Here is a 22523-nt window from a genome sequence, read left to right as displayed (position 1 = left end):
TTTATTGAAACGGCAATGTACCCTACGGTAAACAAGAAAAGGAGAGATGAAATACTCACTAAAAGAGTGATATGAGGATCCACACCTTCTTTTGCTCCGGAATACATTAATAAGCCGAGACACGAAATTAGAACAAGAATTCTTATGACATTTATCATCTTTAAAAACTCCTTTACAATGTTTTTAAAAATTATATTTTCATTATAAAAAAAATCAAACTGAAATTGGAAAATAAAAAAATATTTCAACAATGAAAAACCACTACTCAAGGCAGTGGTTTATTTTTTATCAACTTCGTTGCTCTCATCGAAATAAATGTTTTGTTTATTTATATCATTTATTACTTTATCGTAACTACTTTCGTATTGAGTTTTAATAGAGTCAAACCCCCAATCTATTTCGTTCAAAGCTAGTGAAGTAATTGATTCAATTTCATTTCTGAACTTACTGTCCTCTAAATCAATTGGTCCGCCGAACAAATGGATAATTTCATAAGCTGAGACATCAATTCCTAATTCACTCGAAAGAGTTAGAATTTGGGATATATCTTCTTTGTTAAATTGATTATCGTTTATATAGTAATCAATTTTGTTTACTTTATTATTTTCAAGATCTACGCCAACAAAAAAGTATGCCTTGAGCAAATTAAAGAGTCTCCGTAATTTATCTAATTGAATAGATGTATTTGTTTTTGACTTATCTCGAGGTTTACCAATAGAACTCAATTGTAGAGTGATGTTACGTTTGTTCTTGGCGAAATAAGAATAAAGTACATCTTTAATTGTTTTTTGCTCTGGTGCTTTTAGGTCATAATGATAATGATCGTATATAGGTGTAAGATCGTGAATGAACAAAGAAGGATAATGTTCTTCAAATGTTTCGTCTATAAATGTTTGCACTTTGTCCCAATCAACTTCTTTTTTTATCTCAACAGTCAATTCAAATCGCTCCTTGGCTGTGATTGTCGTCGATAATCTGGACTAAATCACGAGGAACTAAGACCTCAGACTCTTTATTATCAAAGAAAGTTAAAACATCATCTGCATTCACTTTACCTTTCAAGACAACGCCATTGCTTTCGAAGCGTTTTGCAAACCAATCTGCAATATCATAGTTTGTTGTCCAGCTATATCCCTCTTTATCGCTGCGATGGGTTTCGCCTCTATAAATGGTAATCTCGTTCCCAAACTTTTTTTTCAATAATTTAATATCGTTTTGATTCTGTTCCTGGCAAAGCTCTTTAATATCTTCCCAATTTAGAAGATCAAAGTTATATTCGGAACTTGAGTAAATGTCTTTAAACACTTTATAAGCTTGGTCACCAGGAATCTCGTTCATATAAAGATCATATATGGCGAATTTAAGTTGGTTAGACATCATATAAAAAATCTTAGTGTAGCTATTTTCTTGTTTAAGTTTACTGATGTCATTTTTGAGTTTTGTCCATATTCCATTGTATTGATCGAAAACCTTTAAGTCTTCGCCAAGTGTTAGTAATTCTAAAGTTGTAAAACCTCCATCCCATAGCAAATAAGGGCTAAGAAAGTTAGATGTTAGATAAAGTTCCTCGATATTAGCTCCGACATATTCCATTGCTATTTCTGCTTTTTTTCTTTCTTCAGTTCCTTCTGCATATGTATCAACAAACGATTTCATTACAATTACCTCATTTCAAACCTTTTTTTGTTATCATACCTTATTTCATTATAATAGGGAGACATATTAGGAAAAATACTTGTCTGCAAATTAAAGAAGACTTCAAAAAAAACTTAAATCTTGTGCTAAAATATGTTTGGAAAGATTATGGCGATTTAAGAAATTAAGGAAGGTTGTTGCTATTTGCTTTGGATTATTATTTCTGTTGGTATACTCCTGTTTGGATTTTATATGTTAATCAAAAAGAAAAAAAATAATCAAATTGAGACAGGATTTGCATATCAAGTTAGCGCCACCGGCCTAACATTGATTACTTCTTCTTTCGGAAGTGGTATGGATAAAATTTTTGCATTGTTTTCAAAAGAAACAGAGTCAAACAATATGATACAGCTAATAGCGGGTTTTGCCCTTTTATTAGTAGGTATGTGGATGGGGTACTACGTAAAAAACAAACTTTGCGTAATCAACCTTTTAGGTACCAAACAGAGAAGAATTGAAGACTTTAGAAAAGATATTGGATTAAACCAGTTCGAATATAAAGAACGTGAGATTGATTTGAGTGAGTTTTTTCTGAAGATGGACCGGGAGTGTTATGAAAAAGCCACTGATTTAATTAAAAAAAGAATGGAAACCTTTTATTCAGAATCTAAAGAGGTGAATAAAGGCTATACAGGTGAAGCGCCGATACCACTTATTATGTTTGCGGGACAATGTGATAGAGGGGCGCCAATAAAAGAATATTATGAATACCAGAAGTTTGAACAAAGGCTTACAAAACTAGAAAGTTGTCAAAAGAAAAGATGGCCAACAAAAAAAGAAGAATTTCCCGAACTGAAACTCAAAGAGTCTTTAGATAGTTTGAATTTAGAAGAGGCTGAAGAGATTGTTTTGGGAGTAAGTGTTACGATGGAAATAAAAAAACATCAAGTGCAACAGTTTAATGCACCTTTTATTGAACTACAAGTAGATGAACCGAAACACAATGCTATTCAATTCAAAGAGCAGGTACATAATTACTCTAAAAAGATATTCGACTTAATAATTGAACTGAGTAATGCATATCCAAAGTTGAGAAAAATCCACCTGGTTATGTCGTGTCAGAGCTCTCTAGCTTATGAATTGGGAAAAAAAATAACTCCAGAAACTTACTTAAAGGAAACAATTATTTATCATTACAAAAATAATTCTATACCAGCTTATAAGTGGGGCATATCCTTTAATGAAGAAGGAACCAAATACGTTGAATGTTAGATCGTTTTATAATCTTTCCGTTATAAATATTAAAGACTCGTTTAAATAAACGAGTCTTTTTATTTTGGAAAATTTCATCCAAAAATACAAAAAATCATTATATTATCAATGGGCTTAAATAAGACCAAATAAAAAGGATGAAATAGGGTACAGAAAGGATTTGATGTTATGTTATACAAAAACAAAAATAACATTTCTACAAAAAAAGATAGATTTAAAAGGATCTTATTTATGGTTTTAGTCGTGCTATTTATATTGAATACTTGTTCATTTATCAAAGAATTAAATGATGTTCAAAATGATAGCATAGTTGTGCATACTGATGAAAAAAATGTTGAAACTGAAACAAAGGAAGTTGAAAAAGTAGTTAACGGAAAAACCGAAAAAACAAAAGAAGTAAAAACCGTTGAAAAAACAGATGAACCAAAAGGATTTATTGATCGAATTAACAAGTTGTTTGACCAAAAAACTGTTGATGGAGTATGGACGAGAAGCATTTTTCGATATTTTGTCATCCTTATTGGTTATTGGATGTTAGCAATCACAGTTAAAGGAGTAGGGAATGTAAGCTTCTTAGGGTTCGGTGTTAGCTCAGGGGCGGAAAACAACTCTCAAACTTTAGAAAAAATTGATAACCAAAGAACAAAATTAGATATCATTAAACATTTTAGTACTTTGGGAAATCAAAAGAAATTCTCCGACAGTGTTGAGGATAAAACTCTTTTAGGTTATTTAACAGCAATGTTCAAGCAGATGCAAAATATATACGATGAACAATTTCGTTCTGCATTTGATTTTGAAATTTTAACTTTGGATGAATTTTTAAATTCGAATAAAAAAAGCATAGTGAAAAAATCAATTGCAGCTGTTAATGATTATGGATGCGGAGTAAGCATAGGGAAAGAAGAGAATTTGCCATTCTATCAAAATTATTTAATGTATAAAGTAAAAGGTCTTGCTGGTTATGAAGAAAAGGAATATGTTATTTTGCTAAGCAGCTATAACTACGAGTTTGATGAGGATGATGAAATTGTAATTGCTACATTGTGTTCGATTGTTGCTACAGTGCATAAAACGTATACTCAATCTATGGTATTACTTGAATTTAACCGTCGATTAATGGAAACAACACAAACAATGCAAAGTGAAAACCAACTTAGGAATGGAACAATACAGGAATAGAAAAAAAGTGATAAAGAACGAACATCTACTCAAGGGAGAGGGAAAAAGTGAGAAGTGGTTCAACAAACAAATTGATAGGTGGAGTGGAAATTTCAAGTATCATTAAAGAGGCACAAGAGTTTGTTAAAAATGATTCGGATAAAGAACAATTAATCTACCGAAAAAGAATAGGAAAAGTTGCGGAAATTAGCCCAAACCGTATACCAATCTATTCTTATAAAAAGCGATAAAAAATAAAATAACCCAGTTTTATATTGGGTTATTTTTTTAAGCTCAATTTTATAGATTAAATTAATTTAATGTGAAGCCTCTGACTATTATACAGGGTATCACTCTTTAACTCGATTAATCAGACGCTCGAGAAGGTCTTCCGTTATGTCTTCTTTTTTTTTGCAGCTTTTTGAGTCTGTCAAAAGCTGTTTGGATACCTCGAAAATAGCCTTTATCGTGATAACCTTTGGCTATCACATCGGAGAATTCAGTTTCTGTAAGATTCGCCAAAAAACCAACGGGATTTATTTAAAAGGATTTAATTCTGAAGAATCTGTTCCAAACATAAATACAGAATAAGCAATACCGTGAAATTCTGCTTCTGTTATATCGAATATTTGTTTGAAATCCTCTTTTGTCATACTCTTGCCGTCAAGATTTCCTTTTTCCATCAATTCAATATAGCATTCGCGAATCCAAAATAATTTTCTCATATACTCTAAATCATTTTTTAATATATTTTTCTCCATAAAATATTTATCACTTAAGTTGGAATTGTAGGGGGTCTGATGATATTTAGAATCCCAATTCGATTCAAACATAAATCTCCTTTTAATAGCATCTAAATGTTGGATTCCGAGCTCATTTAATATGGGGTTTTTATGTAGTTTATAGTCTAGTTCTTCAATTGTTAGTTCCTCTGCCTTTGCTTTGTCTGTTTCGAAATCAAGTTTGCTCACTTTTTTACCGCCTTCCTTGTTTAATTAATTCTAGGTGCAATGAAGTAATCCGATTTCCAATAAATGATATCTTCAGTGCGTTTTAATATTTGGCCTTCAGCAAATTCTAATCTGGATGGGGAACTGTTCATTTGTGTAATTGTGATCTGTTCTTAAATGATTAAGAATTGTCGCTGTCCCGCTTTTCGTGTAGAAAAAAAACGGGCAAGCCTTTTAAGTTGTTAACTGTAAATCTTTCTAAAACGAAGGTTATGTGCTGACAGGTTTACGTTCTTTTTTTTCTTCCAGGATATTTGAAACTTTCTGGATTGGGATTAGGCTTAACGAAGTCTTTTGCTTCTTTAACAACTTGCTGAAGTAACTTATCATCGATTTTTTTTTCGTTCGGATTAGACATCGAATTCCTCCTTGGTATAAAAATTTATGTCTTAATATATTCATATTTAAATTTAACAGTACTTCTTATAATTTTAATTTAATGAATGTGATAAAGCAATTACCAAGGAATTTTCCTTATATATAAAGAAAAACCATTCGCAAGGAATGGTTTGTGTATGTATGTTTATTTAGTTAACAACGACTTTAACTTTAGTGCCATCTGGGTATTCGCTTAATTTGTGGCTAAACCAGGAACCTGCTCCGCGGTTATCAGAAGGGGAGATATACATTATGTCTGCACCAGTTCCACCTTCGGCACACATAGCCATTGGCCACTCATCACGATCATAACCTTTTTTAGTTGGAATGCCTTCTAAAGATTCCTTTCGATTTTCCTCGGATCCGTCTCTATCGATTGTACATACATTTGATTCTCCTTTTTTTATTGCTTCTTTGATATGTTCAGCTGTCTCTGGATATTTATCTTCAGGGAAGTCGATTGTTATATCGTATTTAGATTTGTCTTGCTTATTAACCATTTGGCTGTTGTTTTCAACAGATTGATTTCCTTGGTATTCGTGGTATCCAAAATAAGCGATAAGTATTAGAATAACTAAGCTGATTACTTTTTTCACGTTTTTCTCTCCTTAGAATTTCTATTGTTATTAACGACTTACATATTATATATCTAAAAAGTGCAGTGAAGATTAAAAAAAGAAAAACTCATTAGGGCAGATCAGAGTTTTTCCAGCTTGGTGTAAAAAAAGAAGAAATTAAAAAGAGTAGGATTTTTCCCACTCTCTTTTTATTTATAATCTTAATATGGTAAAGGGCTGCTTTCTGAGTTTTCCCAACTTTTTTTGCACTTTTTGCAGAAGGCTATCCAGAAAGGAGTCTCATCATACATAGGTGTTACAATTCCTCCGCATTCACATTCACCTGAATAAAATCCGTCTTCATCTCGTTCCATATAAGGGTAATTTTCTTCGTTTTCTTCGGCTTCCTGATCCTCATTATTTGAACTAAATTCGGGAGCATCCCACGGGTATTCATACGTTTCATTTTTCATTTTAAAGTCTCCTTTTAACTAATCAATTTTTATATGCGATAACAATAACCAATGCTAAGCAATGTTGTTGTCAATACGAATACATTCTATATGACGCTGCACATTCATATCTGATAATAACGTTGTTGTCCTGGATGCCTCCATACATAGGTCCATAAAGTCCTGGGAGTTTCGGTTGTCCTTGCAGTTCAATTCTGCGGCTAGGATTTAATTCGGAATCAGTAGGTCTAAACGTTTCGAAAAATTCATCTTTTGTATATAGTTTTGCGCCGTGTCCTTCTGTAACAACTTGATAAACTGTCTCCATTTGATATCCCTCTTTTTCATTTGTTTTTCCGTACTATAACGATTTTTTTTATGTATAGGGGATAAAATTATTTTTTCTTAAGAGAAAAGTTTGGATTATAATTATCGTATATTAGATTAAGAGAGAAGGACAAAGATGGGCCACTGGATTATAAGATCGTATGAAAAAGGTAGATACAACTATATCGTTTATGATTTTGAAACGAAGGAAATCACGATTGCTTTGAGTGAAAATTTTGCAACAGTTTTTACAACAGATTTTAAAAACAAAGGATTATCAAAAGAAATTTTTAAAAAGGCTGAAGATATGGAGTTACAAGGTCTTGAATGGAAAAAAGTTCAGCTAGGATTGATCTGTCCATAATAAGAAAAGACAACTTATGAATAACTAACAAAAAACCGCTCATTAGCGGTTTTTCCTATAGTATCGTTAATAACTTACTCCCGAATAAGGCCAATTCTGAATAAAACTCCAAAGATAAGATATATATGATTAATCCGGCATAGATATATCCGAGCATACGTTTATTAATTAAAGAATTTTTCAATTGGAACACCTCGTAATATATATTAGGTGTTTAAAGAAAAATCCTCATTATTTTTGTAATTGGTTTGATGGTGGGTGGTAAAGAAAAAGACTGCTACAAAACGTTGTAGCAATCTTATTTTATGTATTTTGAGTATCGTAAGTTTAAATTTCATAGAATCCAAATATACAAATTCTTTGTTATGAGTTCTTTTTTTGGTATCTAAATTAGATGACCATTTAACAGCTCTATTTTAATTTTTCATAGCTCTTTCGTGGGCTATTTTGTAACCGGTATTGTCATTTCTGCGTTGAAACTCTGAAGCACATACCTCTGCTTTCCAGTGATCATCGTTATCTAAGGTAAGGCTATTGCTCCAAGCTGCGTTTTGAATATTTATTTTCGTTTCGGAAATCAAATCTGATTTAGTCATTTGCGTTAGTTGGTTAACATAATTCGCTTTGTCTTTTTCAGTCATTAATCGTGGCATCCTAAAACTCCTTTTGTTGTTGTTCGTTTTTGATATTATAACTGTTATTTTCTTTTGTAAAACGAAAAATCTTTAATTGTTCGTGTTGAGAAAGAGAAAATTAAGTAGAAAGAGCCACTGAAGTGAATTACAAAAAAATCTTGTTTTCATACAGAAATCAAGTATACATTTTAATGAAAAGAGGTGATAAAAGTGAAAGCATATAAATTTAGTTTTTTAGAAAAAAGTTTGTGCCTAACCCTTGGGATCACATTAGTTATGTTAAATCCAGTGTTAGTTTCCGCAGCATCTTCAACTCAAACTTTTAATTTTTCCGAAAGTACTAGTCAAAAGCAGACTAAAACGTTTAGTTTGCCAATAAACTTCGATTCGGTTGGTTCTATTTCTTCCGATAATGGGGACGTTTCATATGATTTAGATGATGGTCAAATAAATATTACAGTTGATAATGGCAAACCGACAAGTAGTTCAGTTGTATTTAATCCTCAAAAGTACGAAAAAAAAGCTTCGTTGTCTTCGTATTCAAATGACGGTATCTTTTCCAATACTCAAGGATACTCAGATGATGAAGGGTACTCAGGAACTCTTAATTTGAATGGATCTCCATATGTTGTAAGCGGTACTTATACACCGGCGTCAAGTAAAACAATAACAATAACTGAGGAAAGTGATTCTCCAAATAATTTTATTGATTCAATTAATTACCGCTCTGATGGGTATTCAGGTGTATTACATAAGTCAGGGAACATATCTTATAGTGATGACCCAGACAGAGAAGAACATATGTACAAACAAGAATACAGTGGAACTGTAAACAGTAAATCTATAGACACAAGGATATGGAGAGCTGATTATACAGGAACTGTTTTTAAAGGGGGGGACGAGAAAGGTGAAGAAACGTATACTTACAAAGTGACTCTTAAATATAAAGTAAAAGACGTCTCTACATCGAATTGTTCTTACAAAGGAATTTCTCCGACTTCGAATACAATTAAAAATTATGTTCCTAAATGTTTAAGTGTAAAAAATAACTCCAATAGTTTATATAAATTAGTTTATGATTTTAATGTTACCGGAGTCTCAAATGCAGGTTCATAAAAACAGCCATATTATAATGGCTGTTTTACTTTGGTATGAATCCAACTTCCAAGTATGCTTTCTGATTTAGATTTTCTGTTTAAGTAATTATTATTTTCGGTAAGCATACAATGTAAAGTGAAATAAGATGAGTACATTTACACTGTGTTTTAACTAAAGAGGTTTGATACAATCGATGTGTTGTTGCTTACATCGACTGGATAAAATCATTGATTGAAATGTGCATAATGACATTTATAAGAATAATCATTTGAAGGAGGGTGTTTGAATTGTTTTTATTCGCACCTCTTGGGTTAGGAGCTCTTATTGGCATCATCATAATTGTTCTTTCGATGACATTGAAGAAAAAATCAGCGTCTTCAGCTAAAGTGCCCGCTTATGCAGGGGTAATCATCTCAGTGATATTGTTTTGTATTGGATATTTTATTGTTAGAGGATTCGAAGGAGCTGCTTACAGTATTCTAGGGATAATAATCTTTATCTTTACAATTTTCGCCTTCTTTGTTGCTCAGAAAAAATAACCCCGTTTTCGGGGTTATTTTTTTGCGGTAGTTCTTTGTAAAACGGATAATCTCGCTAGAGATTAAAGTTTAAACTCGAACTAGCATCTGCAATTTTTTTTGCGCGGGAAGTAGGCCATTAAGATTGCGTGAAGAACAGGTGGTGCATATCTCCAGTTCAATTTAGCGCAACTTTTCAACTGGCAATCGCATCCGCAATCGTTTGTTCCAAATCGATCCCAGCAACGATCGTGAGCTCGGCAGCAGGAATCATATGGATCTCTAGGAGTTCCACCGCCATAATCACCTTTATCTCCGCAGTTTTTCCCACAATGTCTATAAAATGGGTAACAACCATCACCCCAATTGTATGAAGGGCTAACAGATGTGAGAGATTGTCCTTCGACATAATCATCGTTGTTTGGGAGTCCTTCGGCGAAATCTTGAACAGATTCTCCGGCGTGTTCAAAGTTTTTTGTTTCAACAACTCCGTTATTTACGATGATTGAAGTCAATTCCTTGTCGCTCTTCTGAACAGAACCCATCAACGCTTCGGACTGTTTTCCATCTGTTGTTGAAAGCTGATAATTAATAAAAGCTTTTCCGGACTTAATGACAAGTCTAGTTACAAAAGTTGGAACTTGTACATCCTCGAATAAAACTTCGAATTTGTGAGCTGCTAGAAATTCAATGTTATTTTCTGAGAAGTCACTTTCCTTTGCGATTAGTTGATACTCCTCGTTTTGTTTCACCTTATTCTCGAACACCGATATTGCTTCTTCGGCAGTTAGTTTTCTACCGAACTTTACATCAACGATCGGAATCATAATAGAATCCTCCTTTTTATATTGTTGCGCAACTTGTGTTAGCCGCCAGGCATTTACTAAAGTGAAAGAGTCTCCTCGAAACTAAAATAAAAGTAAAAAAACTTGAAAAAAAGGATGAAATTAATGGATGAAGGGTCTGAAGATTCTAAAGTAACCAACGTCTTTAATTTTTCATTGTTTTCTTGTTTTCTGTTCAATTGCAATGTATATAGTTTAGGAAAAGAGGTGAGATAATTATGCCTAGAAGTAAACTTATTTATATGAAAAGGGTTATATATGCAACACTAGGTATTTGTTTAATTACAGCAAGTCCAATCACCGCTATGGCGGCCACATCGAAAAAAACAATAAACTTTCCAGAGAGTTCTGATCAGAAACAATCACAAACAATCAACTTGCCATCGGATTTTGATAGTGTGAATTCGATCACTACAAACAATGGCGATGTTTCATATGACGTGAATAACAACCAAATGGATATAACCGTTGATAATGGGTCTCCCACAAGTAGTTCAGTGGTATACAACGCTACCAAGTATCAAAAAGAGGCTTCTGTCTCTGAATACTCTGATACAAATAGTTTTCCGAACACAACAGAATATAGTGATCCAGATGGATACACGGGTTTGTTGAATTTGATTGGTTCTCCTTACATTGTGAGCGGTACTTATACACCTTCGTCCAGCAAAACGATAACCACTAAAGAGCAAAGTAAATCTCCTGATAATTTTTTAAATACTATCGCTTATAATTCAGATGGATATGTAGGGGAGTTAAGCAAAACAGGAAGTCCTCAAGAAGAAATTATAGATGGAGGAGTATTTCAAAAAGATAGCAAAACGGTTACTTCTCAAAAAATACTTCCGTCTGATAGATCAGATGCTTATCAATTTAAATTTGATGGGGGAACTTATGTTCAATTGCCAAACAGTTTGACAAGCTTTGGTAAAGGATCAAACGACTTTACATTTGAAGGGTGGATTTATTCTACAAGCGGAGATACGAGGGCTAATTACTTTGCTAAAAATAGTGAGATGTCAAACGGTGGGGTAAACAACCTTCTGATGGGGGAAAGCGGAAGTTCTAAGTATGCTATGAGTACAGGAGATGAGAATGGATCAAATGCTGGAAGTTATGTATCAGACGAGACAGCCACTAAAAAAGAAAAGGTTCATATTGTTTGGTCCGTAAAAGGAAATGTAATGAGTTTATATAGAAATGGCCATTTAATTAAACAGCAATCCATTAATGCAAGAGCTGATTGGGACGATTCTCAAGCTCCTCAATTAGGTATGGATATAGATGGTACTTCGTTGAGTGACTTTTTCCGAGGGTATATGTACGAGGTTAGGCTTTACAACCGCTCTTTAAATTCAACTGAAGTAACAAACAATTATAAAGGCAGCGCTTCTAGAACAGGTTTGCTTGCGGAGTATTTGTTTAATGAAGGTAGTGGGGAGATAATCAAAGATCACAGCGGTAACGGAAATGATGCAACTATAAAAGGAAATGCTGTGTGGGTATATACGTCAAGCACTAGTGAACCTAACTTCCCAAGCACTGTACAATATGATGACGGGGATTACAAAGGAGACTTGAGTCAAACAAATAGAACTTCTTCTCCCAAAAACAGAATGAATTTTGATGGGGAAACCTATGTAAAGTTACCAAATACGTTAAGCAGCATTGGCGACGGTAATAGCAGTATGACTATAGAAGGATGGTTTGAAGCAACTCCTAAAGACGGAGTGAATGCCGCAGTATATGCTTTGAACGGAAATACACCAAAGTATGACAATAACATATTAGTTGGTATTTATAGCAACAGGCAAAACCTTGATATTAGACCTGGGGATACTAGAGTTAACGGAGGAACAAATACGATTGAAAGAGGTAAGAAAGTACATCTCGTTTGGGAAATCTCTGGAAACACTGCGAAGCTTTATTTAAATGGGAAGCTCATAAATACACAGTATATTCAAGATAGAACTTACACTTATGACACAACTCCTCAACTGGGTATGGATTACGATTCAACCGATACAACTTCTTTGATTCCAGGCGATTTTTGGGAAGGGTATATGTATGAGGTCAGAATTTACAACAGAGCACTGTCAAGTTCAGAAGTAAATGATAATATGAATGGTAAAGTATCTAAGTCAGGATTAAAAGGAGAATATTTATTTAACGAAGGATCGGGGTCTATTATTAAAGATCATAGCGGAAACGGCAATGATGGGACAGTTGTAGGTAACCCAATCTGGGAAAAATACAATGATGATTACACTCAAAATTATTCTGGAGAAGCGGTAAAATATATTAATGCGACTTATTATGTAACAAATAAAACAAATAGTTTTGCTAATACTTATCAATACGAAGATAATGATGGTTACAGAGGAACTTTGAATCAAGATGGAAGTGCGTCTCTGAATGAAGACGGTTTGTATGAACAAAAATATTCTGGAATTGCTTATAGTGCTACATATGATAATCGGCAGTATATGTATACCCAAGAATATAGCGGGACTGTGACTAGTAAGCCTGTTGATTCTAGGGTGTGGAGAGTTGATTATAGTGGAACAGCATATAAAGGTGGAAATGATGAGACAAACTTTAAATACAGCTATACAGTTACCTTAGATTACGACACGAAATCAATTGAAACTTCTACATCAAGTAATTGCTCGTACAAAGGGGTTTCACCAGTAACAACTACGGTTTCTAACTACTTACCTAAGTGTGTTAGTGTAAGCGGAGATGCAAATAAGCTTTACAAATTGATATATGATTTCAAAGTAACCGGTATTTCAAATGCAGATTAAGAAATCAAAGAAATTACAACAAAAACCTAATTAACGATGGTTAGTTAGGTTTTTTTATATGATAGTGATTAGAAAAATCCGGATCAATTAATGAGCAAATTCAACACAAATACAAATTAAGAAGTAAAATGATAATGTAAATCAATAAAAAGAAAAAGGAGATCAAAATGAAGATCTTAGATTGCTCAACAGTAGAAAGTACACACCAATCATTAGCAGACATTTTTCAAACTGATATAGAGGGTGTTAAGCATTTTGTTAAAAAAAGCGAAAATAAATTTGTGAAATATGAAGGTATGAAAACAGAAGATCTTTGTATTGAAGATATATTAGATTATTTCAAATTAGAAAAAGAAGAAGTGTTGCCTGACAAATTGGTTTTATTCCATTTGACTAGTGGATTAGATGACAGAGGGTTTAGAAAGCACGGAATCTTAAATTTGGAAAATGTAATTAAAAAAGGATTGCTAAATAATTTTTTTGAACAGAATGGAATTTCTATTATTTGTAAAGAAAATAATAAACCTATAATAAAGCATAACAATAAAGAATATGTGGACGAAAGGTTGTTTTGGAGATTTAGTGCAGATAATTGTATTAATGGATTTTTAGTCAGAGAAGAAGCGGAAAACAATAACAATGTTAAAGATTTAAGAGAGTGTCCAGAATTTATATCCGATATAAGTAGGTTGCTTGGGATGCCAGAGTTGGTGTCGAATTGGAAGACGAGTACAAATGCAATGGTCTTGTCATTAATTGTTGATTTTAAAGAGGTTAATGATTTTGATCCCAATAGGTTTATTATTGGAGCAGTAGAATATCTGGCACTTAAAAATAAATCCTCCTGGGGTTCCGAGGACAATAAAATGGTCTTTCTAAGTGAAAAGGCTAATATTCCACCTTCAGACATTTTAAAAGTTGAAACAAAAAGTTATTCATTATAAATGAAAAAGGCCTTTATAGGGCCTTTTTTTGTTGTTTTTTCCTTATAGATGTGAATTCAAAATATAATATGTACAAGTCGAAAAAAAAGGATGATGATTATATTGGATATCAAGAATTTAATGATTAAAGCCAAACCATTAACTAAAGAAGAGCTTAAAACTCGTAAAATTTCAAGGTATAAAGAAGCCCAAGAGAATCCAGAGAATATGTCATACTGGTTTCCAAAACTCAAGGAAACAAATGATTCAGTTTTAAAGTTACCAAAAACAGAGATAGTACAACTGGATTTTGAGACCTGGGACTGGTTAAACTCGGATAGTTATACTGAGGATAAAATACAAGGCTTTAACCAATTCCTATTGAAAGAAATTGAAGAAACCTTAACAGAGAAGAAAACTTTGTTTATGAAGACTGGGATCTTTAGCAACAAATTCAATTTTGCTATGACGGTTATAGGAAACAAAGAAACAATAGGAAGGCAGCTGTTAGGCATCTATTATGAATCTATGATGTTAGGAGCTGATAATACAGCAGAAGTCGTTTTTAGAGAAATGATCCCGGACAAAGAAGGCAGAAAAAAAATTTACAATGGAATGCCGCTTCATACAGAGTTTCGCGTATTTTATGATTTTGATGAAAAGAAAATTGTGGGTGTGGCAAATTATTGGCATCCTGATGTAATGATTAAGAGTTTAAGAGGAGACGACCTTCAGGCTTATGAAAGTGAAATGGGAAAGATTAAAAACGATTATGAAATCAACAAATCTAGAATTACTAATGAAGTGAAAAAATTTATGAGTGCGTGCGAAGGCTTATCCGGTAAATGGTCTATAGATATAATGAAGAATGGTAATGATCTCTGGTTGATTGATATGGCACGTATGGAGAAAAGCGCCTTAGCCAATCAAATAGAGAGAGTAGATTAATTGCTCATTTTCTTTCTTTTTTAACGCTATTTGCGTAGACATTTTATTCTCATAAAAACGATCTTATAATTGTTTTAGAGGGGGGAAGATATTGAATAATGATTTGAATAAAAGATTGATAGAAGAGATCGAATTAATGAGTTCGTGCAATGACAGTTTGGAACGGAATATAAAAATCCAAAGCATAATAGCGGTCTTATTTGGGATCTTCGCACTTGGGTTTCCACTAATTCTATTTGTGTTGATTGCAATTAGATGACTAATCAATAATTTTGTAATGTAAATATAAATCAAAACCCGGATGATTGTTCGGGTTTTTTTCTTTTTTTAAAGAATACAGGGAAATATGATGTACTATTTTAAAAAATGGAATGGGGTATTCAAATGCTAAAACAACTAAAAGAAAATTACTTAAAAGCAGAAAATAAAAGTTGGATTACTGAAATTATTGAACCACTTGGTGAAGAACTAGCGAAACGTTATGGTTTAAAATTTGAGATCTATGGACCGTTTGGGTTAAATCATAGAACGTCTATTTATTTATTTGAAGACAAAAACAAACGTATTACAGAACAAAAAACTAAACATATCACAATCCAACCACGTACTTTATCAAATGAAGAAGTGGTATTAAGCTATGAAACAGGAAAAAAGAAAAATGATATGGAGAATGTCTCCGCATTATCTACTGCCGGATTAAATGGGTTTGATAATGAAACTAAAATTTTGCCTGATAGCATTGAAGAGATTATGAGTATTATCAATCAAATAGAAAAAACAATGATCAATCAATAATAATTTTAAGGAGATAATACAAATGATAATCAAAACAGATTCTGACTGCAAAGCAATGAAATTAAACATTGAAGTTACAGAAAATGCAGGACCTCTTCATTTACAAGTTATGATTGTTAGTCTTGATGAAGAAAACATTATGGTTACAGAATGTAATTTGGACAATGAATATCAAAAAGCATTTATTGTTAGCAAATCGGATGAACAAGAGATTGCTGAGATGTTAGAAAATGATCTATTTGCTTGTTATCTTTATGATAATATGATCGACGAAATTCACATTAAACAAATAGCTGCTAGTATCTCGGGAATGATTCTATAAAAAAACAAAAGACCTTCATATAGGTCTTTTATTTTTTTCGCACATTATTTCTACTTCTTTTATGTTTAAGCCCAGATCTTCTTTTGCAATATCCAATATCATATTCTTGTATCTTGAGTCTAACCAATCGGACTGAAATTGATCATAACTGTATACAGTTAATTTTCCAGCCATAAAAGAAGTGGTCAAATTAGAAAACCATTGTTCATACGAAGGTTTGGAAAGTTTATTTTCAATAATGTTAGTGATCTGTGACCAAATTTTTGTTTGATTAGCCTCGTCTAGAGAACTTGAAGTAGCGTCAGAACTAGAAACAGAGGCTTTTATATATTTATAATCAGCTAGCTTAATATCGGAAGTTTCAAATATGAGGTCTGCAAGGTCCTTTCTTCCATCCTTTAATGCTTTCTCAATTCTTTCTTTGTCTTTTTTGGCAGTATGGGATTTCACTGTTTGTTGAAGAGATTGTCCACTATACTCCAGAAAGAGTTTATCAAAATCATCTAGAGATAAGTCTGAATACCGAAATAATGTAAAAGCGGAAACAAAGTCATTCGCTTTAAATGCTTTTGAAATTCTTTCTTTATCAATGTTTATTTGTTTTTCTTCATTAGTCAATGATATCACCTCTTAGATATTCTATAATTGTTGTAAAGAAAAGTAAAAGGGTTAACAATTACAGATGCAATTGGTGGCCATATGTACTAAGAGTTTAAATGCTCAACTTAAAATAGAGGGGGGAGAATCACTTATGATACGAAATGGGATCAGTGTTTTTCTATACTTGGTATTGCTGTTTGATTTGCTCATACTGATATTGACCTCGAATAATTATTTCTTTATTTTCTTAAAACCTACAGGAATTATTATTCCGAGCGTAATCACATTGATTTCCCTTTATCTGTTTGCTCGGGAACGAAAAGTGAATAATTATTGGATAATAGGTGGAACAGTTATAAGTGCGGTGCTATTAGGGACTCTATGGTTAGGGGATGCTATAACAAATAGTTCTTATGATAAGATTACGTCACAAAAAAGGGATATAACAATAATTATTGAACACAGAGGCGCTACTTTGGGCGAGACTAGTCATTTTTATAATTTTTATCAGGTTGAAAAATTTCCAATAGTTATAAAAAAATTAAATTCAGACACGCTTAGAATTATAACAAGGGGGACTAATACCGACAATTTGGGAGTGTTAGGAGTTAACAATGCTAAATGGATAAATAACAAAATCATATTCACTTCTTCATATAAGGGTGAAAAGATTTGAAGTAAACACCCACGACTAGATTGCATCTAAAATCAAACTAATATCAAAAAAAATTGAAAGTAGTTTCGATAAGGAGAGGATAAAAAAACAAGCATCTAAGAGATTTGCTTGTTTTTTTATAAGTGCTTGTCTTCGGGTAACCCTAACTGAATTATTAACATTGATAAATTTGTTTTAAAAGAAGAGTAATCGAAAGAATTGCCGTCTTTAAGCAATTTCACATCAGATTGAATCTTCAACCAATCTTTAATTAAACCTGGAGCAATTCTGTGTTCATTTTTGCGTATTAATTTTAATGTATCTAAGTGAAATGAGAGAAGTTCGTCATAAGTAACATTTAATTTTGTTGTTTTTTTATTTTTAACTGGTGTTTTTTCTTCATCTTTTTTGACTATAAAAGAAGGGGATGAAGGTGTGAATTTTTCGTTATTAAAAAAGCTGAATTGATGTTTTCTTATTTCGTCTAATTGTCTATTTAACAGTGGTAGGTTGATATCTAGAAAGTGTGATACTTCTTGGTTATCAAACTCATCGGGTATTATTGGATCGGGGAAATTTTTTTCGTTTATTTTTTTTGCTATTTCTGCTTTCTCTTTGGGGTTGAGTTTTTCAAACTGGAATTTTTGATCTCTGTTCAAGTTTTCAAATACAGATTTAATCATTTTCTTCGTTTCATAATCTTTTTTTGCTCGCTTAAGGTCATTAATTTGTCGGTCTGATAAAGGTAATCCTAGTAGTGATTGTTTAATAATGGTTTTAACTTTGCTTGATTCTTCTTTTAAATAAATAAAAGGTTTAATGTTGAATATATCGTTGTCAGCAAACTTTTTTAGGATTTCGTCTCTTTCAAGATCAATTAAATGAAATTCACGAACAACATCTTTAATAATTTGGGGAGATAAACTTGTATAGTTTGTTAAACAAGTCTCTCCTAATTTGTAAGTTTTGTTCTTACCTTTGTGTAAAACAATATATTGCTTATTAAGAGGGCGTCCGCATTCACATTTAAAAGGTAATGTGCCAGGAAGTCCGATAAGTATATCAATAAGCACCCAATTATCTGTTTCTAAATCGTTAACTTCTTCTGCTGAGAACTTTGATATAGCTCTTTTGTGTGAAAGGGCTTCTAACCATTTGCTTTTTTTGCTTTGCTTCGAGTTTTCAAATAAGAAATCACGTTGATTTTCAGAAAGTGCGTTAATTAGCTGATGAACCTCATCCTTTGTTAATGGTTTGATCATATTGATCACCTCCTATAAAAAGGATATCAAATATCAATTAGTGGAGAAAGGGTAAGATGGAAAAGAAAGTTTGATTAGATAAATAACTTACCCGTTTGGGAAAGGGAAATTAACACTTTTTTTCACAGGATTGACTTCGAAACCGAAAAGGCGACTCAATAGATAATAAAAATAGAACCTCTTTGAGGCTCTATTGTTTGATTTAATACAACTACTAATTTGTCAAATATAATGCGATCTTAAATATGTTGTATTCGCTTTGAGCATTATAATCAATTTGATGTTTCGTCTGCTAACTGTAGGTCTTTAATAAACCATTTTTCACCCAGTGATATTTCTCCTCCATTGACAGAAGGATATGATTTTTTATCCCAATTGATTTCTGCATAATTCATTTCTGTAGAAGGATATATCCATATGACTTTTCCTTTTGCTCCGATTGCAGATGAGGATTCTTTTCTAGGTTTCACTCGATCTCCTTTTTTAATCGTTGTATCCACTTTGTTTTTCCCTCCTTCGTAGAGATTACAGTTGCTCGTTATTTTTAAGAAAATTGTACCATTTTCAAAACAATATTTCATTACGATAATTAGTTTTACTCAGTTAATAAAAAATTACTTTTAATTTTAAGGTATTTATCTGCTTATAGTTGTTCATAGCGATAATGTATATACATTTCAAAAACTCCTTTAGTGGTTTTTAATATTCTAATGCCTGAAATTCTAATATTGAAAATTAAATTAAAAAGATATCATTTGGGAAAAGTGATCTTATTTAGATTGCAAACAAAGACTTACAGTGGCTTTTAGAGATAAGGGGTAAACAACGTGTAAGGAGATAGTAAGTAAAGTATTATGAAATATATATAATAGTTCAATGAAGGGAGAGTAACTTATGCATTTCTTAGGGGACAAGTTAAAACAACTAAGACAGTCAAAACAGTTAACTTTAAGAGAATTGGCCAATAAACTTGACTTATTTATCTAAGGTTGAAAGAGGGGGCACCAATCCATCTTTAAAGATAACATTGGGGTTGTCTGAAATTCTCGGAGTGGATGAGTCCTATTTTCTAAAAAAGAATGACAAATTAGAATTGGAAGACCTTTTAAGAGAAGGGGTTTATAAGGGAAAAAAATTGTCTGATGAAGAAATAAAAATGTTGCTGGGAGTTTTAGATGATTACAGAAAGTCAACAAACAGTCGGATAGAGACAGAATAATATATTGAGAACAATAGCTTATAAAGGAGAATAAAGTATGAAATTCTCGGGAGAAAGATTAAAAAGTCTTAGGAAAACAAAAGGCATCACGCTATTACAATTAGCTGAAAAAATTAATGTAACTAACAGTTATTTGTCAAAAATAGAAAGAGGGAAATCAACTCCTTCGATTAAAAGAATGCTTCAATTGAGTGATTACTTCAATGTAGATCCATCATATTTTCTAACGGATACTGAATTGGAAAACTTGCTAAAAATATGTACTCATCGAGGAGAGAGTATAACTGAAAGTGAAGTTAAGATGATTATAGAGTTTCTTGATGATATAAGGAGAATAAAAAATAAGTAAAAAAAGACCAATGACTGGTCTTTTTTATATTTTACGATTTTATTTCATAATAACTTGAGTCAAATAAACGTTTTAAGTTGTCCTATCACTTTGTTCTCGTATTTTGTGTTGAGATGATGCTGCTCAACAAAAATATCCGTAGTAGAGGGAACCCCGTTAGATTTAAGAAGTTCGCACATTTTCTTTAGTTGAAATAGTCCTTTTTCAAAAGGATCAAGTGCAGGATCCCCAAGAATATTAATTTGTTTATCCTCTTCATAATAAATGAAGCGGAGGGTTGAATCGTCATCGTAATACTCCAAACCTTTTTCGCTCAAGCAAAAAGAATGATGGTAATCATTCATCTCGGCAGTGAGTTCATCATAGTATTCAATATATCCATCTTTAGAAATGATACCAATAAAGGGGATACCTTTCTCAACAATAAAATCTTCTTCTGAATTGAATGGTGCAATTGCAAACTTTTGAGATAAAATGTTAAGAATCTTTTTCGCTCCGTCTTCAGAGGTTTGTTCTGATAGAATCAATCCACATTCGTTCTGGTTGATTTTCAATCTGAGTCCGTTATTTGTTTGTACTTTTGAGATAAACCAAGTCATAAGATTTCATCCTTTTTTAGTATGATTGAAATTAAATATATGAACATTATAGGGTTGTTTTTTTGAAAAAAAATAAAAAATAAAAAAGACTTCCCTTTAGGTTACTAAGGGAAGTCTATCTAATGGTTCTTGATAAGAAGATTATACAACCTTTTGGGTTGGATTGTGTGAATGTGCTCATCATTCAATACCGGATCATTATATAATCGCAAAGAAAAAAAGACACTATTAAAGTGTCTTTCAGTTTTTATAAATCTTTCGAGTCTCAAAATCTTTGGTATAATCTAGCAGGTTTGTTTTGATTTTTTCGTATTCTGTTGAATTGATACCCAACCGTTTAATTAATTCATCATTAGCGGATTCAAATAAAGTTGATAGTAATCTATTTGAATTTTTTAATGGATGGTCTACTTTTTCTTTTTCCTTGATATTGATAGACGTAGTTTTAAAATCTTTCCCCAAAGAATCGAATATTTCTTCATATACTTCTAAAGCAATTTTATGTTCTTCGGCGTTGTTACACCCAGAAACCAATATTACTGAATTCATATAAATGCTTATTTGTATGTTATCTTTGATAATTGAGAAATACCGAACTGAAATAGGATCATAAAAGCTAATGAGAGAGAGAAAATGATCTGCCGTTTCTGCTGCTTCTTCGTCAGAGCGTTCGATGCCGTATTTTATTTTGCGCACAAAACATTCTTCTTCGTAATCGTCAATAGCATCACAATCAAATACAACTCTGTACAGTTCACCGCTTTTGTAATACTTTTTAAATATCTCGGTCATATCATTAATGGGATATGAAAAGTAATTTGCTTGTTCGAATCCTTCTAAAACACCTATAGTTTTTAAGAAGAGTTTATTGTCTTCTTCGCAATGCAATAATAACATTTCGCCATTATTCACATTCCATAGGTTATTTTTGTTTAAATAGCTGCCTGTAACCTCTACGGTAGGTTTGTTGAACGGAGTTTTGGGGATAACCAATGAATAAGACATATGTACACAACCTTTTCTTTTTTATTTTTATCCTTGCTTTTTAACGGTGTAGTAGGAGAGGGGCGTGTCTCCGTAATCGATACATATTTCAGTTTCTTTCTTTTCAGAATTTATAACATCTGAAATACTTTGAGGATTAAGTTTTGAATACTGACCATCATCAAGTTTTTTGGCGCTAAAATCTTCAAAAATAACGTATCTGTCTCCATCAGTTGATAAAAAAATGCCGATTTCAAAACCGTTGAATTGATCTTTGACCAAGTTATGTTTCTTGAAATAACCTGTAATAATGTCTTTATGGTTTTTTTTCTTTAGACGAAAATCATCGGATTCATACATTGCAATACTATTACTGTATGGGGCTATTACGTAATTGTTCATAAACTTTTCCTCCTGGGTTTAGGATGAGTTTGTTTGTCTTCTCTAATATGATATATTAGCAATTGAAACTATGGTAAAAAAAGTGAGAATTTTAGATTTTGACGAATGAAAAATTGTGATATGAGAATGTCTTTCTATCATAGATTGTAACATTGAAATGGAGAGTGGCATTGTGGAAGAAGTTAAAAATAGCAGAGTGGGCGAACAAGTCACATTGTCTGATGGTCGTACCAAAAGAGTATTAAAGGAAGACCAAAAGGGACAATATGTTATTAAAGGTGGAATCAAAAATTATGTATCTATCCATTATCCAACTAATACATTTCGAATGACTGGTGAATGGGATCACAATAATTCTTGAATGGGAGAGGTTGTTACAATTCCTTGGTCAAGCACCGAAATGAAG

30 protein-coding genes are annotated in these 22523 nt (G+C 32.4%); 15 read left to right on the top strand and 15 right to left on the bottom strand.

Annotated elements, in window-relative coordinates; translation table 11 throughout:
* Nucleotides 1–278 precede the first annotated feature (278 nt).
* Nucleotides 279–938: a hypothetical protein gene (locus AAGG74_RS16325; RefSeq protein ID WP_429676263.1), complete on the bottom strand. Its 660-nt coding sequence runs from the start codon at nt 936–938 to the stop codon at nt 279–281.
* Nucleotide 939: 1 nt separating this feature from the next.
* Nucleotides 940–1656, bottom strand: coding sequence for a hypothetical protein (locus AAGG74_RS16320; RefSeq protein WP_429676262.1), 717 nt, complete (start codon nt 1654–1656; stop codon nt 940–942).
* A gap of 183 nt (nt 1657–1839) precedes the next feature.
* Between AAGG74_RS16320 and AAGG74_RS16315 the strand changes: the two genes are divergently transcribed.
* The 3 genes from AAGG74_RS16315 (at nt 1840) to AAGG74_RS16305 (ending at nt 4319) form a co-directional block, all read left to right on the top strand.
* Nucleotides 1840–2907 (top strand): SAVED domain-containing protein, encoded by a 1068-nt coding sequence (locus AAGG74_RS16315; protein ID WP_429676261.1) that lies wholly within the window; start codon nt 1840–1842, stop codon nt 2905–2907.
* Nucleotides 2908–3138: 231 nt separating this feature from the next.
* Nucleotides 3139–4089 carry a hypothetical protein gene (locus AAGG74_RS16310; protein WP_429676260.1) on the top strand — a complete coding sequence of 317 codons (951 nt, stop codon included), beginning with the start codon at nt 3139–3141 and terminating at the stop codon, nt 4087–4089.
* A gap of 47 nt (nt 4090–4136) precedes the next feature.
* The gene (locus AAGG74_RS16305) at nt 4137–4319 is read left to right on the top strand and encodes a hypothetical protein (RefSeq protein WP_429676259.1); all 183 of its coding nucleotides are present in this window, start codon (nt 4137–4139) and stop codon (nt 4317–4319) included.
* 285 nt (nt 4320–4604) lie between these two features.
* On the opposite strand, the gene AAGG74_RS16300 is transcribed toward AAGG74_RS16305, so the two are convergent.
* The 5 genes from AAGG74_RS16300 to AAGG74_RS16280 form a co-directional block, all read right to left on the bottom strand.
* Nucleotides 4605–5039 carry a hypothetical protein gene (locus tag AAGG74_RS16300; RefSeq protein ID WP_429676258.1) on the bottom strand — a complete coding sequence of 145 codons (435 nt, stop codon included), beginning with the start codon at nt 5037–5039 and terminating at the stop codon, nt 4605–4607.
* Nucleotides 5040–5304: 265 nt separating this feature from the next.
* Nucleotides 5305–5436 carry a hypothetical protein gene (locus AAGG74_RS16295; RefSeq protein WP_429676257.1) on the bottom strand — a complete coding sequence of 44 codons (132 nt, stop codon included), beginning with the start codon at nt 5434–5436 and terminating at the stop codon, nt 5305–5307.
* Nucleotides 5437–5605: 169 nt separating this feature from the next.
* Nucleotides 5606–5956 (bottom strand): NucA/NucB deoxyribonuclease domain-containing protein, encoded by a 351-nt coding sequence (locus AAGG74_RS16290; protein WP_429676854.1) that lies wholly within the window; start codon nt 5954–5956, stop codon nt 5606–5608.
* Between the two features lie 278 nt (nt 5957–6234).
* Entirely contained in the window at nt 6235–6486 is a 252-nt protein-coding gene (locus AAGG74_RS16285; protein WP_429676256.1) for a hypothetical protein, read from the bottom strand.
* A 70-nt stretch (nt 6487–6556) separates the two neighbouring features.
* Complete coding sequence (locus AAGG74_RS16280) at nt 6557–6793, bottom strand: hypothetical protein (RefSeq protein ID WP_429676255.1); 237 nt, start codon at nt 6791–6793, stop codon at nt 6557–6559.
* Between the two features lie 135 nt (nt 6794–6928).
* Between AAGG74_RS16280 and AAGG74_RS16275 the strand changes: the two genes are divergently transcribed.
* A complete protein-coding gene (locus tag AAGG74_RS16275; RefSeq protein ID WP_429676254.1) occupies nt 6929–7156 on the top strand; it encodes a hypothetical protein in 228 nt (75 codons plus the stop codon).
* Nucleotides 7157–7572: 416 nt separating this feature from the next.
* On the opposite strand, the gene AAGG74_RS16270 is transcribed toward AAGG74_RS16275, so the two are convergent.
* Nucleotides 7573–7809: a hypothetical protein gene (locus AAGG74_RS16270; protein WP_429676253.1), complete on the bottom strand. Its 237-nt coding sequence runs from the start codon at nt 7807–7809 to the stop codon at nt 7573–7575.
* 192 nt (nt 7810–8001) lie between these two features.
* On the opposite strand from AAGG74_RS16270, the gene AAGG74_RS16265 reads away from it, so the two are divergent.
* The gene (locus AAGG74_RS16265) at nt 8002–8907 is read left to right on the top strand and encodes a hypothetical protein (RefSeq protein WP_429676252.1); all 906 of its coding nucleotides are present in this window, start codon (nt 8002–8004) and stop codon (nt 8905–8907) included.
* A 269-nt stretch (nt 8908–9176) separates the two neighbouring features.
* The gene (locus AAGG74_RS16260; RefSeq protein ID WP_429676251.1) at nt 9177–9428 is read left to right on the top strand and encodes a YesK family protein; all 252 of its coding nucleotides are present in this window, start codon (nt 9177–9179) and stop codon (nt 9426–9428) included.
* 80 nt (nt 9429–9508) lie between these two features.
* Here AAGG74_RS16260 and AAGG74_RS16255 read toward each other — a convergent pair whose 3' ends face one another.
* Nucleotides 9509–10234, bottom strand: coding sequence for a phospholipase A2 family protein (locus AAGG74_RS16255; RefSeq protein WP_429676250.1), 726 nt, complete (start codon nt 10232–10234; stop codon nt 9509–9511).
* A 236-nt stretch (nt 10235–10470) separates the two neighbouring features.
* Here AAGG74_RS16255 and AAGG74_RS16250 point away from each other — a divergent pair, with 236 nt between their 5' ends.
* The 5 genes from AAGG74_RS16250 to AAGG74_RS16230 all read left to right on the top strand — a co-directional run bounded on the left by AAGG74_RS16250 (nt 10471) and on the right by AAGG74_RS16230 (nt 16047).
* The gene (locus AAGG74_RS16250; RefSeq protein WP_429676249.1) at nt 10471–13059 is read left to right on the top strand and encodes a LamG domain-containing protein; all 2589 of its coding nucleotides are present in this window, start codon (nt 10471–10473) and stop codon (nt 13057–13059) included.
* A 167-nt stretch (nt 13060–13226) separates the two neighbouring features.
* Nucleotides 13227–14003: a hypothetical protein gene (locus AAGG74_RS16245; RefSeq protein WP_429676248.1), complete on the top strand. Its 777-nt coding sequence runs from the start codon at nt 13227–13229 to the stop codon at nt 14001–14003.
* Nucleotides 14004–14105: 102 nt separating this feature from the next.
* A complete protein-coding gene (locus AAGG74_RS16240) occupies nt 14106–14930 on the top strand; it encodes a hypothetical protein (protein WP_429676247.1) in 825 nt (274 codons plus the stop codon).
* 384 nt (nt 14931–15314) lie between these two features.
* On the top strand, nt 15315–15725 hold the full coding sequence (locus AAGG74_RS16235) for a hypothetical protein (protein ID WP_429676246.1): 411 nt from the start codon (nt 15315–15317) through the stop codon (nt 15723–15725).
* A gap of 22 nt (nt 15726–15747) precedes the next feature.
* Nucleotides 15748–16047: a hypothetical protein gene (locus AAGG74_RS16230; RefSeq protein ID WP_429676245.1), complete on the top strand. Its 300-nt coding sequence runs from the start codon at nt 15748–15750 to the stop codon at nt 16045–16047.
* Nucleotides 16048–16062: 15 nt separating this feature from the next.
* On the opposite strand, the gene AAGG74_RS16225 is transcribed toward AAGG74_RS16230, so the two are convergent.
* Complete coding sequence (locus tag AAGG74_RS16225; RefSeq protein ID WP_429676244.1) at nt 16063–16665, bottom strand: DnaA N-terminal domain-containing protein; 603 nt, start codon at nt 16663–16665, stop codon at nt 16063–16065.
* 133 nt (nt 16666–16798) lie between these two features.
* Here AAGG74_RS16225 and AAGG74_RS16220 point away from each other — a divergent pair, with 133 nt between their 5' ends.
* Entirely contained in the window at nt 16799–17323 is a 525-nt protein-coding gene (locus AAGG74_RS16220; RefSeq protein ID WP_429676243.1) for a hypothetical protein, read from the top strand.
* A gap of 116 nt (nt 17324–17439) precedes the next feature.
* Here AAGG74_RS16220 and AAGG74_RS16215 read toward each other — a convergent pair whose 3' ends face one another.
* Together AAGG74_RS16215 and AAGG74_RS16210 are read right to left on the bottom strand one after the other, a co-directional pair.
* The gene (locus AAGG74_RS16215; RefSeq protein WP_429676242.1) at nt 17440–18564 is read right to left on the bottom strand and encodes a hypothetical protein; all 1125 of its coding nucleotides are present in this window, start codon (nt 18562–18564) and stop codon (nt 17440–17442) included.
* A 272-nt stretch (nt 18565–18836) separates the two neighbouring features.
* Nucleotides 18837–19064, bottom strand: a complete 228-nt coding sequence (locus AAGG74_RS16210) for a hypothetical protein (RefSeq protein ID WP_429676241.1) — start codon at nt 19062–19064, stop codon at nt 18837–18839.
* 470 nt (nt 19065–19534) lie between these two features.
* Between AAGG74_RS16210 and AAGG74_RS16205 the strand changes: the two genes are divergently transcribed.
* Both AAGG74_RS16205 and AAGG74_RS16200 read left to right on the top strand, forming a co-directional pair.
* Nucleotides 19535–19783, top strand: a complete 249-nt coding sequence (locus tag AAGG74_RS16205) for a hypothetical protein (protein WP_429676240.1) — start codon at nt 19535–19537, stop codon at nt 19781–19783.
* Nucleotides 19784–19820: 37 nt separating this feature from the next.
* On the top strand, nt 19821–20132 hold the full coding sequence (locus AAGG74_RS16200) for a helix-turn-helix domain-containing protein (protein ID WP_429676239.1): 312 nt from the start codon (nt 19821–19823) through the stop codon (nt 20130–20132).
* A 59-nt stretch (nt 20133–20191) separates the two neighbouring features.
* On the opposite strand, the gene AAGG74_RS16195 is transcribed toward AAGG74_RS16200, so the two are convergent.
* The 3 genes from AAGG74_RS16195 to AAGG74_RS16185 all read right to left on the bottom strand — a co-directional run bounded on the left by AAGG74_RS16195 (nt 20192) and on the right by AAGG74_RS16185 (nt 22117).
* On the bottom strand, nt 20192–20731 hold the full coding sequence (locus tag AAGG74_RS16195; RefSeq protein WP_429676238.1) for a hypothetical protein: 540 nt from the start codon (nt 20729–20731) through the stop codon (nt 20192–20194).
* Nucleotides 20732–20971: 240 nt separating this feature from the next.
* Complete coding sequence (locus tag AAGG74_RS16190) at nt 20972–21736, bottom strand: hypothetical protein (protein ID WP_429676237.1); 765 nt, start codon at nt 21734–21736, stop codon at nt 20972–20974.
* 27 nt (nt 21737–21763) lie between these two features.
* On the bottom strand, nt 21764–22117 hold the full coding sequence (locus AAGG74_RS16185; RefSeq protein WP_429676236.1) for a hypothetical protein: 354 nt from the start codon (nt 22115–22117) through the stop codon (nt 21764–21766).
* A 172-nt stretch (nt 22118–22289) separates the two neighbouring features.
* Between AAGG74_RS16185 and AAGG74_RS16180 the strand changes: the two genes are divergently transcribed.
* Nucleotides 22290–22478, top strand: a complete 189-nt coding sequence (locus tag AAGG74_RS16180; RefSeq protein WP_429676235.1) for a hypothetical protein — start codon at nt 22290–22292, stop codon at nt 22476–22478.
* Nucleotides 22479–22523 lie beyond the last annotated feature (45 nt).

Source organism: Bacillus mexicanus (assembly GCF_050445615.1).
GTDB classification, from domain to species: domain Bacteria; phylum Bacillota; class Bacilli; order Bacillales; family Bacillaceae; genus Bacillus; species Bacillus mexicanus.
This window is presented reverse-complemented; position numbering and strand designations above follow the sequence as displayed.

What these genes read in the sequence shown, in the direction of transcription:
- AAGG74_RS16320 (WP_429676262.1), bottom strand. Translation starts at nt 1,656, where the DNA reads ATGAAATCGTTTGTTGATACATATGCAGAAGGAACTGAAGAAAGAAAA.
- AAGG74_RS16310 (WP_429676260.1), top strand. Translation starts at nt 3,139, where the DNA reads ATGGTTTTAGTCGTGCTATTTATATTGAATACTTGTTCATTTATCAAA.
- AAGG74_RS16295 (WP_429676257.1), bottom strand. Translation starts at nt 5,436, where the DNA reads ATGTCTAATCCGAACGAAAAAAAAATCGATGATAAGTTACTTCAGCAA.
- AAGG74_RS16290 (WP_429676854.1), bottom strand. Translation starts at nt 5,956, where the DNA reads ATGGTTAATAAGCAAGACAAATCTAAATACGATATAACAATCGACTTC.
- AAGG74_RS16285 (WP_429676256.1), bottom strand. Translation starts at nt 6,486, where the DNA reads ATGAAAAATGAAACGTATGAATACCCGTGGGATGCTCCCGAATTTAGT.
- AAGG74_RS16280 (WP_429676255.1), bottom strand. Translation starts at nt 6,793, where the DNA reads ATGGAGACAGTTTATCAAGTTGTTACAGAAGGACACGGCGCAAAACTA.
- AAGG74_RS16275 (WP_429676254.1), top strand. Translation starts at nt 6,929, where the DNA reads ATGGGCCACTGGATTATAAGATCGTATGAAAAAGGTAGATACAACTAT.
- AAGG74_RS16270 (WP_429676253.1), bottom strand. Translation starts at nt 7,809, where the DNA reads ATGCCACGATTAATGACTGAAAAAGACAAAGCGAATTATGTTAACCAA.
- AAGG74_RS16255 (WP_429676250.1), bottom strand. Translation starts at nt 10,234, where the DNA reads ATGATTCCGATCGTTGATGTAAAGTTCGGTAGAAAACTAACTGCCGAA.
- AAGG74_RS16250 (WP_429676249.1), top strand. Translation starts at nt 10,471, where the DNA reads ATGCCTAGAAGTAAACTTATTTATATGAAAAGGGTTATATATGCAACA.
- AAGG74_RS16245 (WP_429676248.1), top strand. Translation starts at nt 13,227, where the DNA reads ATGAAGATCTTAGATTGCTCAACAGTAGAAAGTACACACCAATCATTA.
- AAGG74_RS16235 (WP_429676246.1), top strand. Translation starts at nt 15,315, where the DNA reads ATGCTAAAACAACTAAAAGAAAATTACTTAAAAGCAGAAAATAAAAGT.
- AAGG74_RS16230 (WP_429676245.1), top strand. Translation starts at nt 15,748, where the DNA reads ATGATAATCAAAACAGATTCTGACTGCAAAGCAATGAAATTAAACATT.
- AAGG74_RS16220 (WP_429676243.1), top strand. Translation starts at nt 16,799, where the DNA reads ATGATACGAAATGGGATCAGTGTTTTTCTATACTTGGTATTGCTGTTT.
- AAGG74_RS16215 (WP_429676242.1), bottom strand. Translation starts at nt 18,564, where the DNA reads ATGATCAAACCATTAACAAAGGATGAGGTTCATCAGCTAATTAACGCA.
- AAGG74_RS16200 (WP_429676239.1), top strand. Translation starts at nt 19,821, where the DNA reads ATGAAATTCTCGGGAGAAAGATTAAAAAGTCTTAGGAAAACAAAAGGC.
- AAGG74_RS16195 (WP_429676238.1), bottom strand. Translation starts at nt 20,731, where the DNA reads ATGACTTGGTTTATCTCAAAAGTACAAACAAATAACGGACTCAGATTG.
- AAGG74_RS16190 (WP_429676237.1), bottom strand. Translation starts at nt 21,736, where the DNA reads ATGTCTTATTCATTGGTTATCCCCAAAACTCCGTTCAACAAACCTACC.
- AAGG74_RS16185 (WP_429676236.1), bottom strand. Translation starts at nt 22,117, where the DNA reads ATGAACAATTACGTAATAGCCCCATACAGTAATAGTATTGCAATGTAT.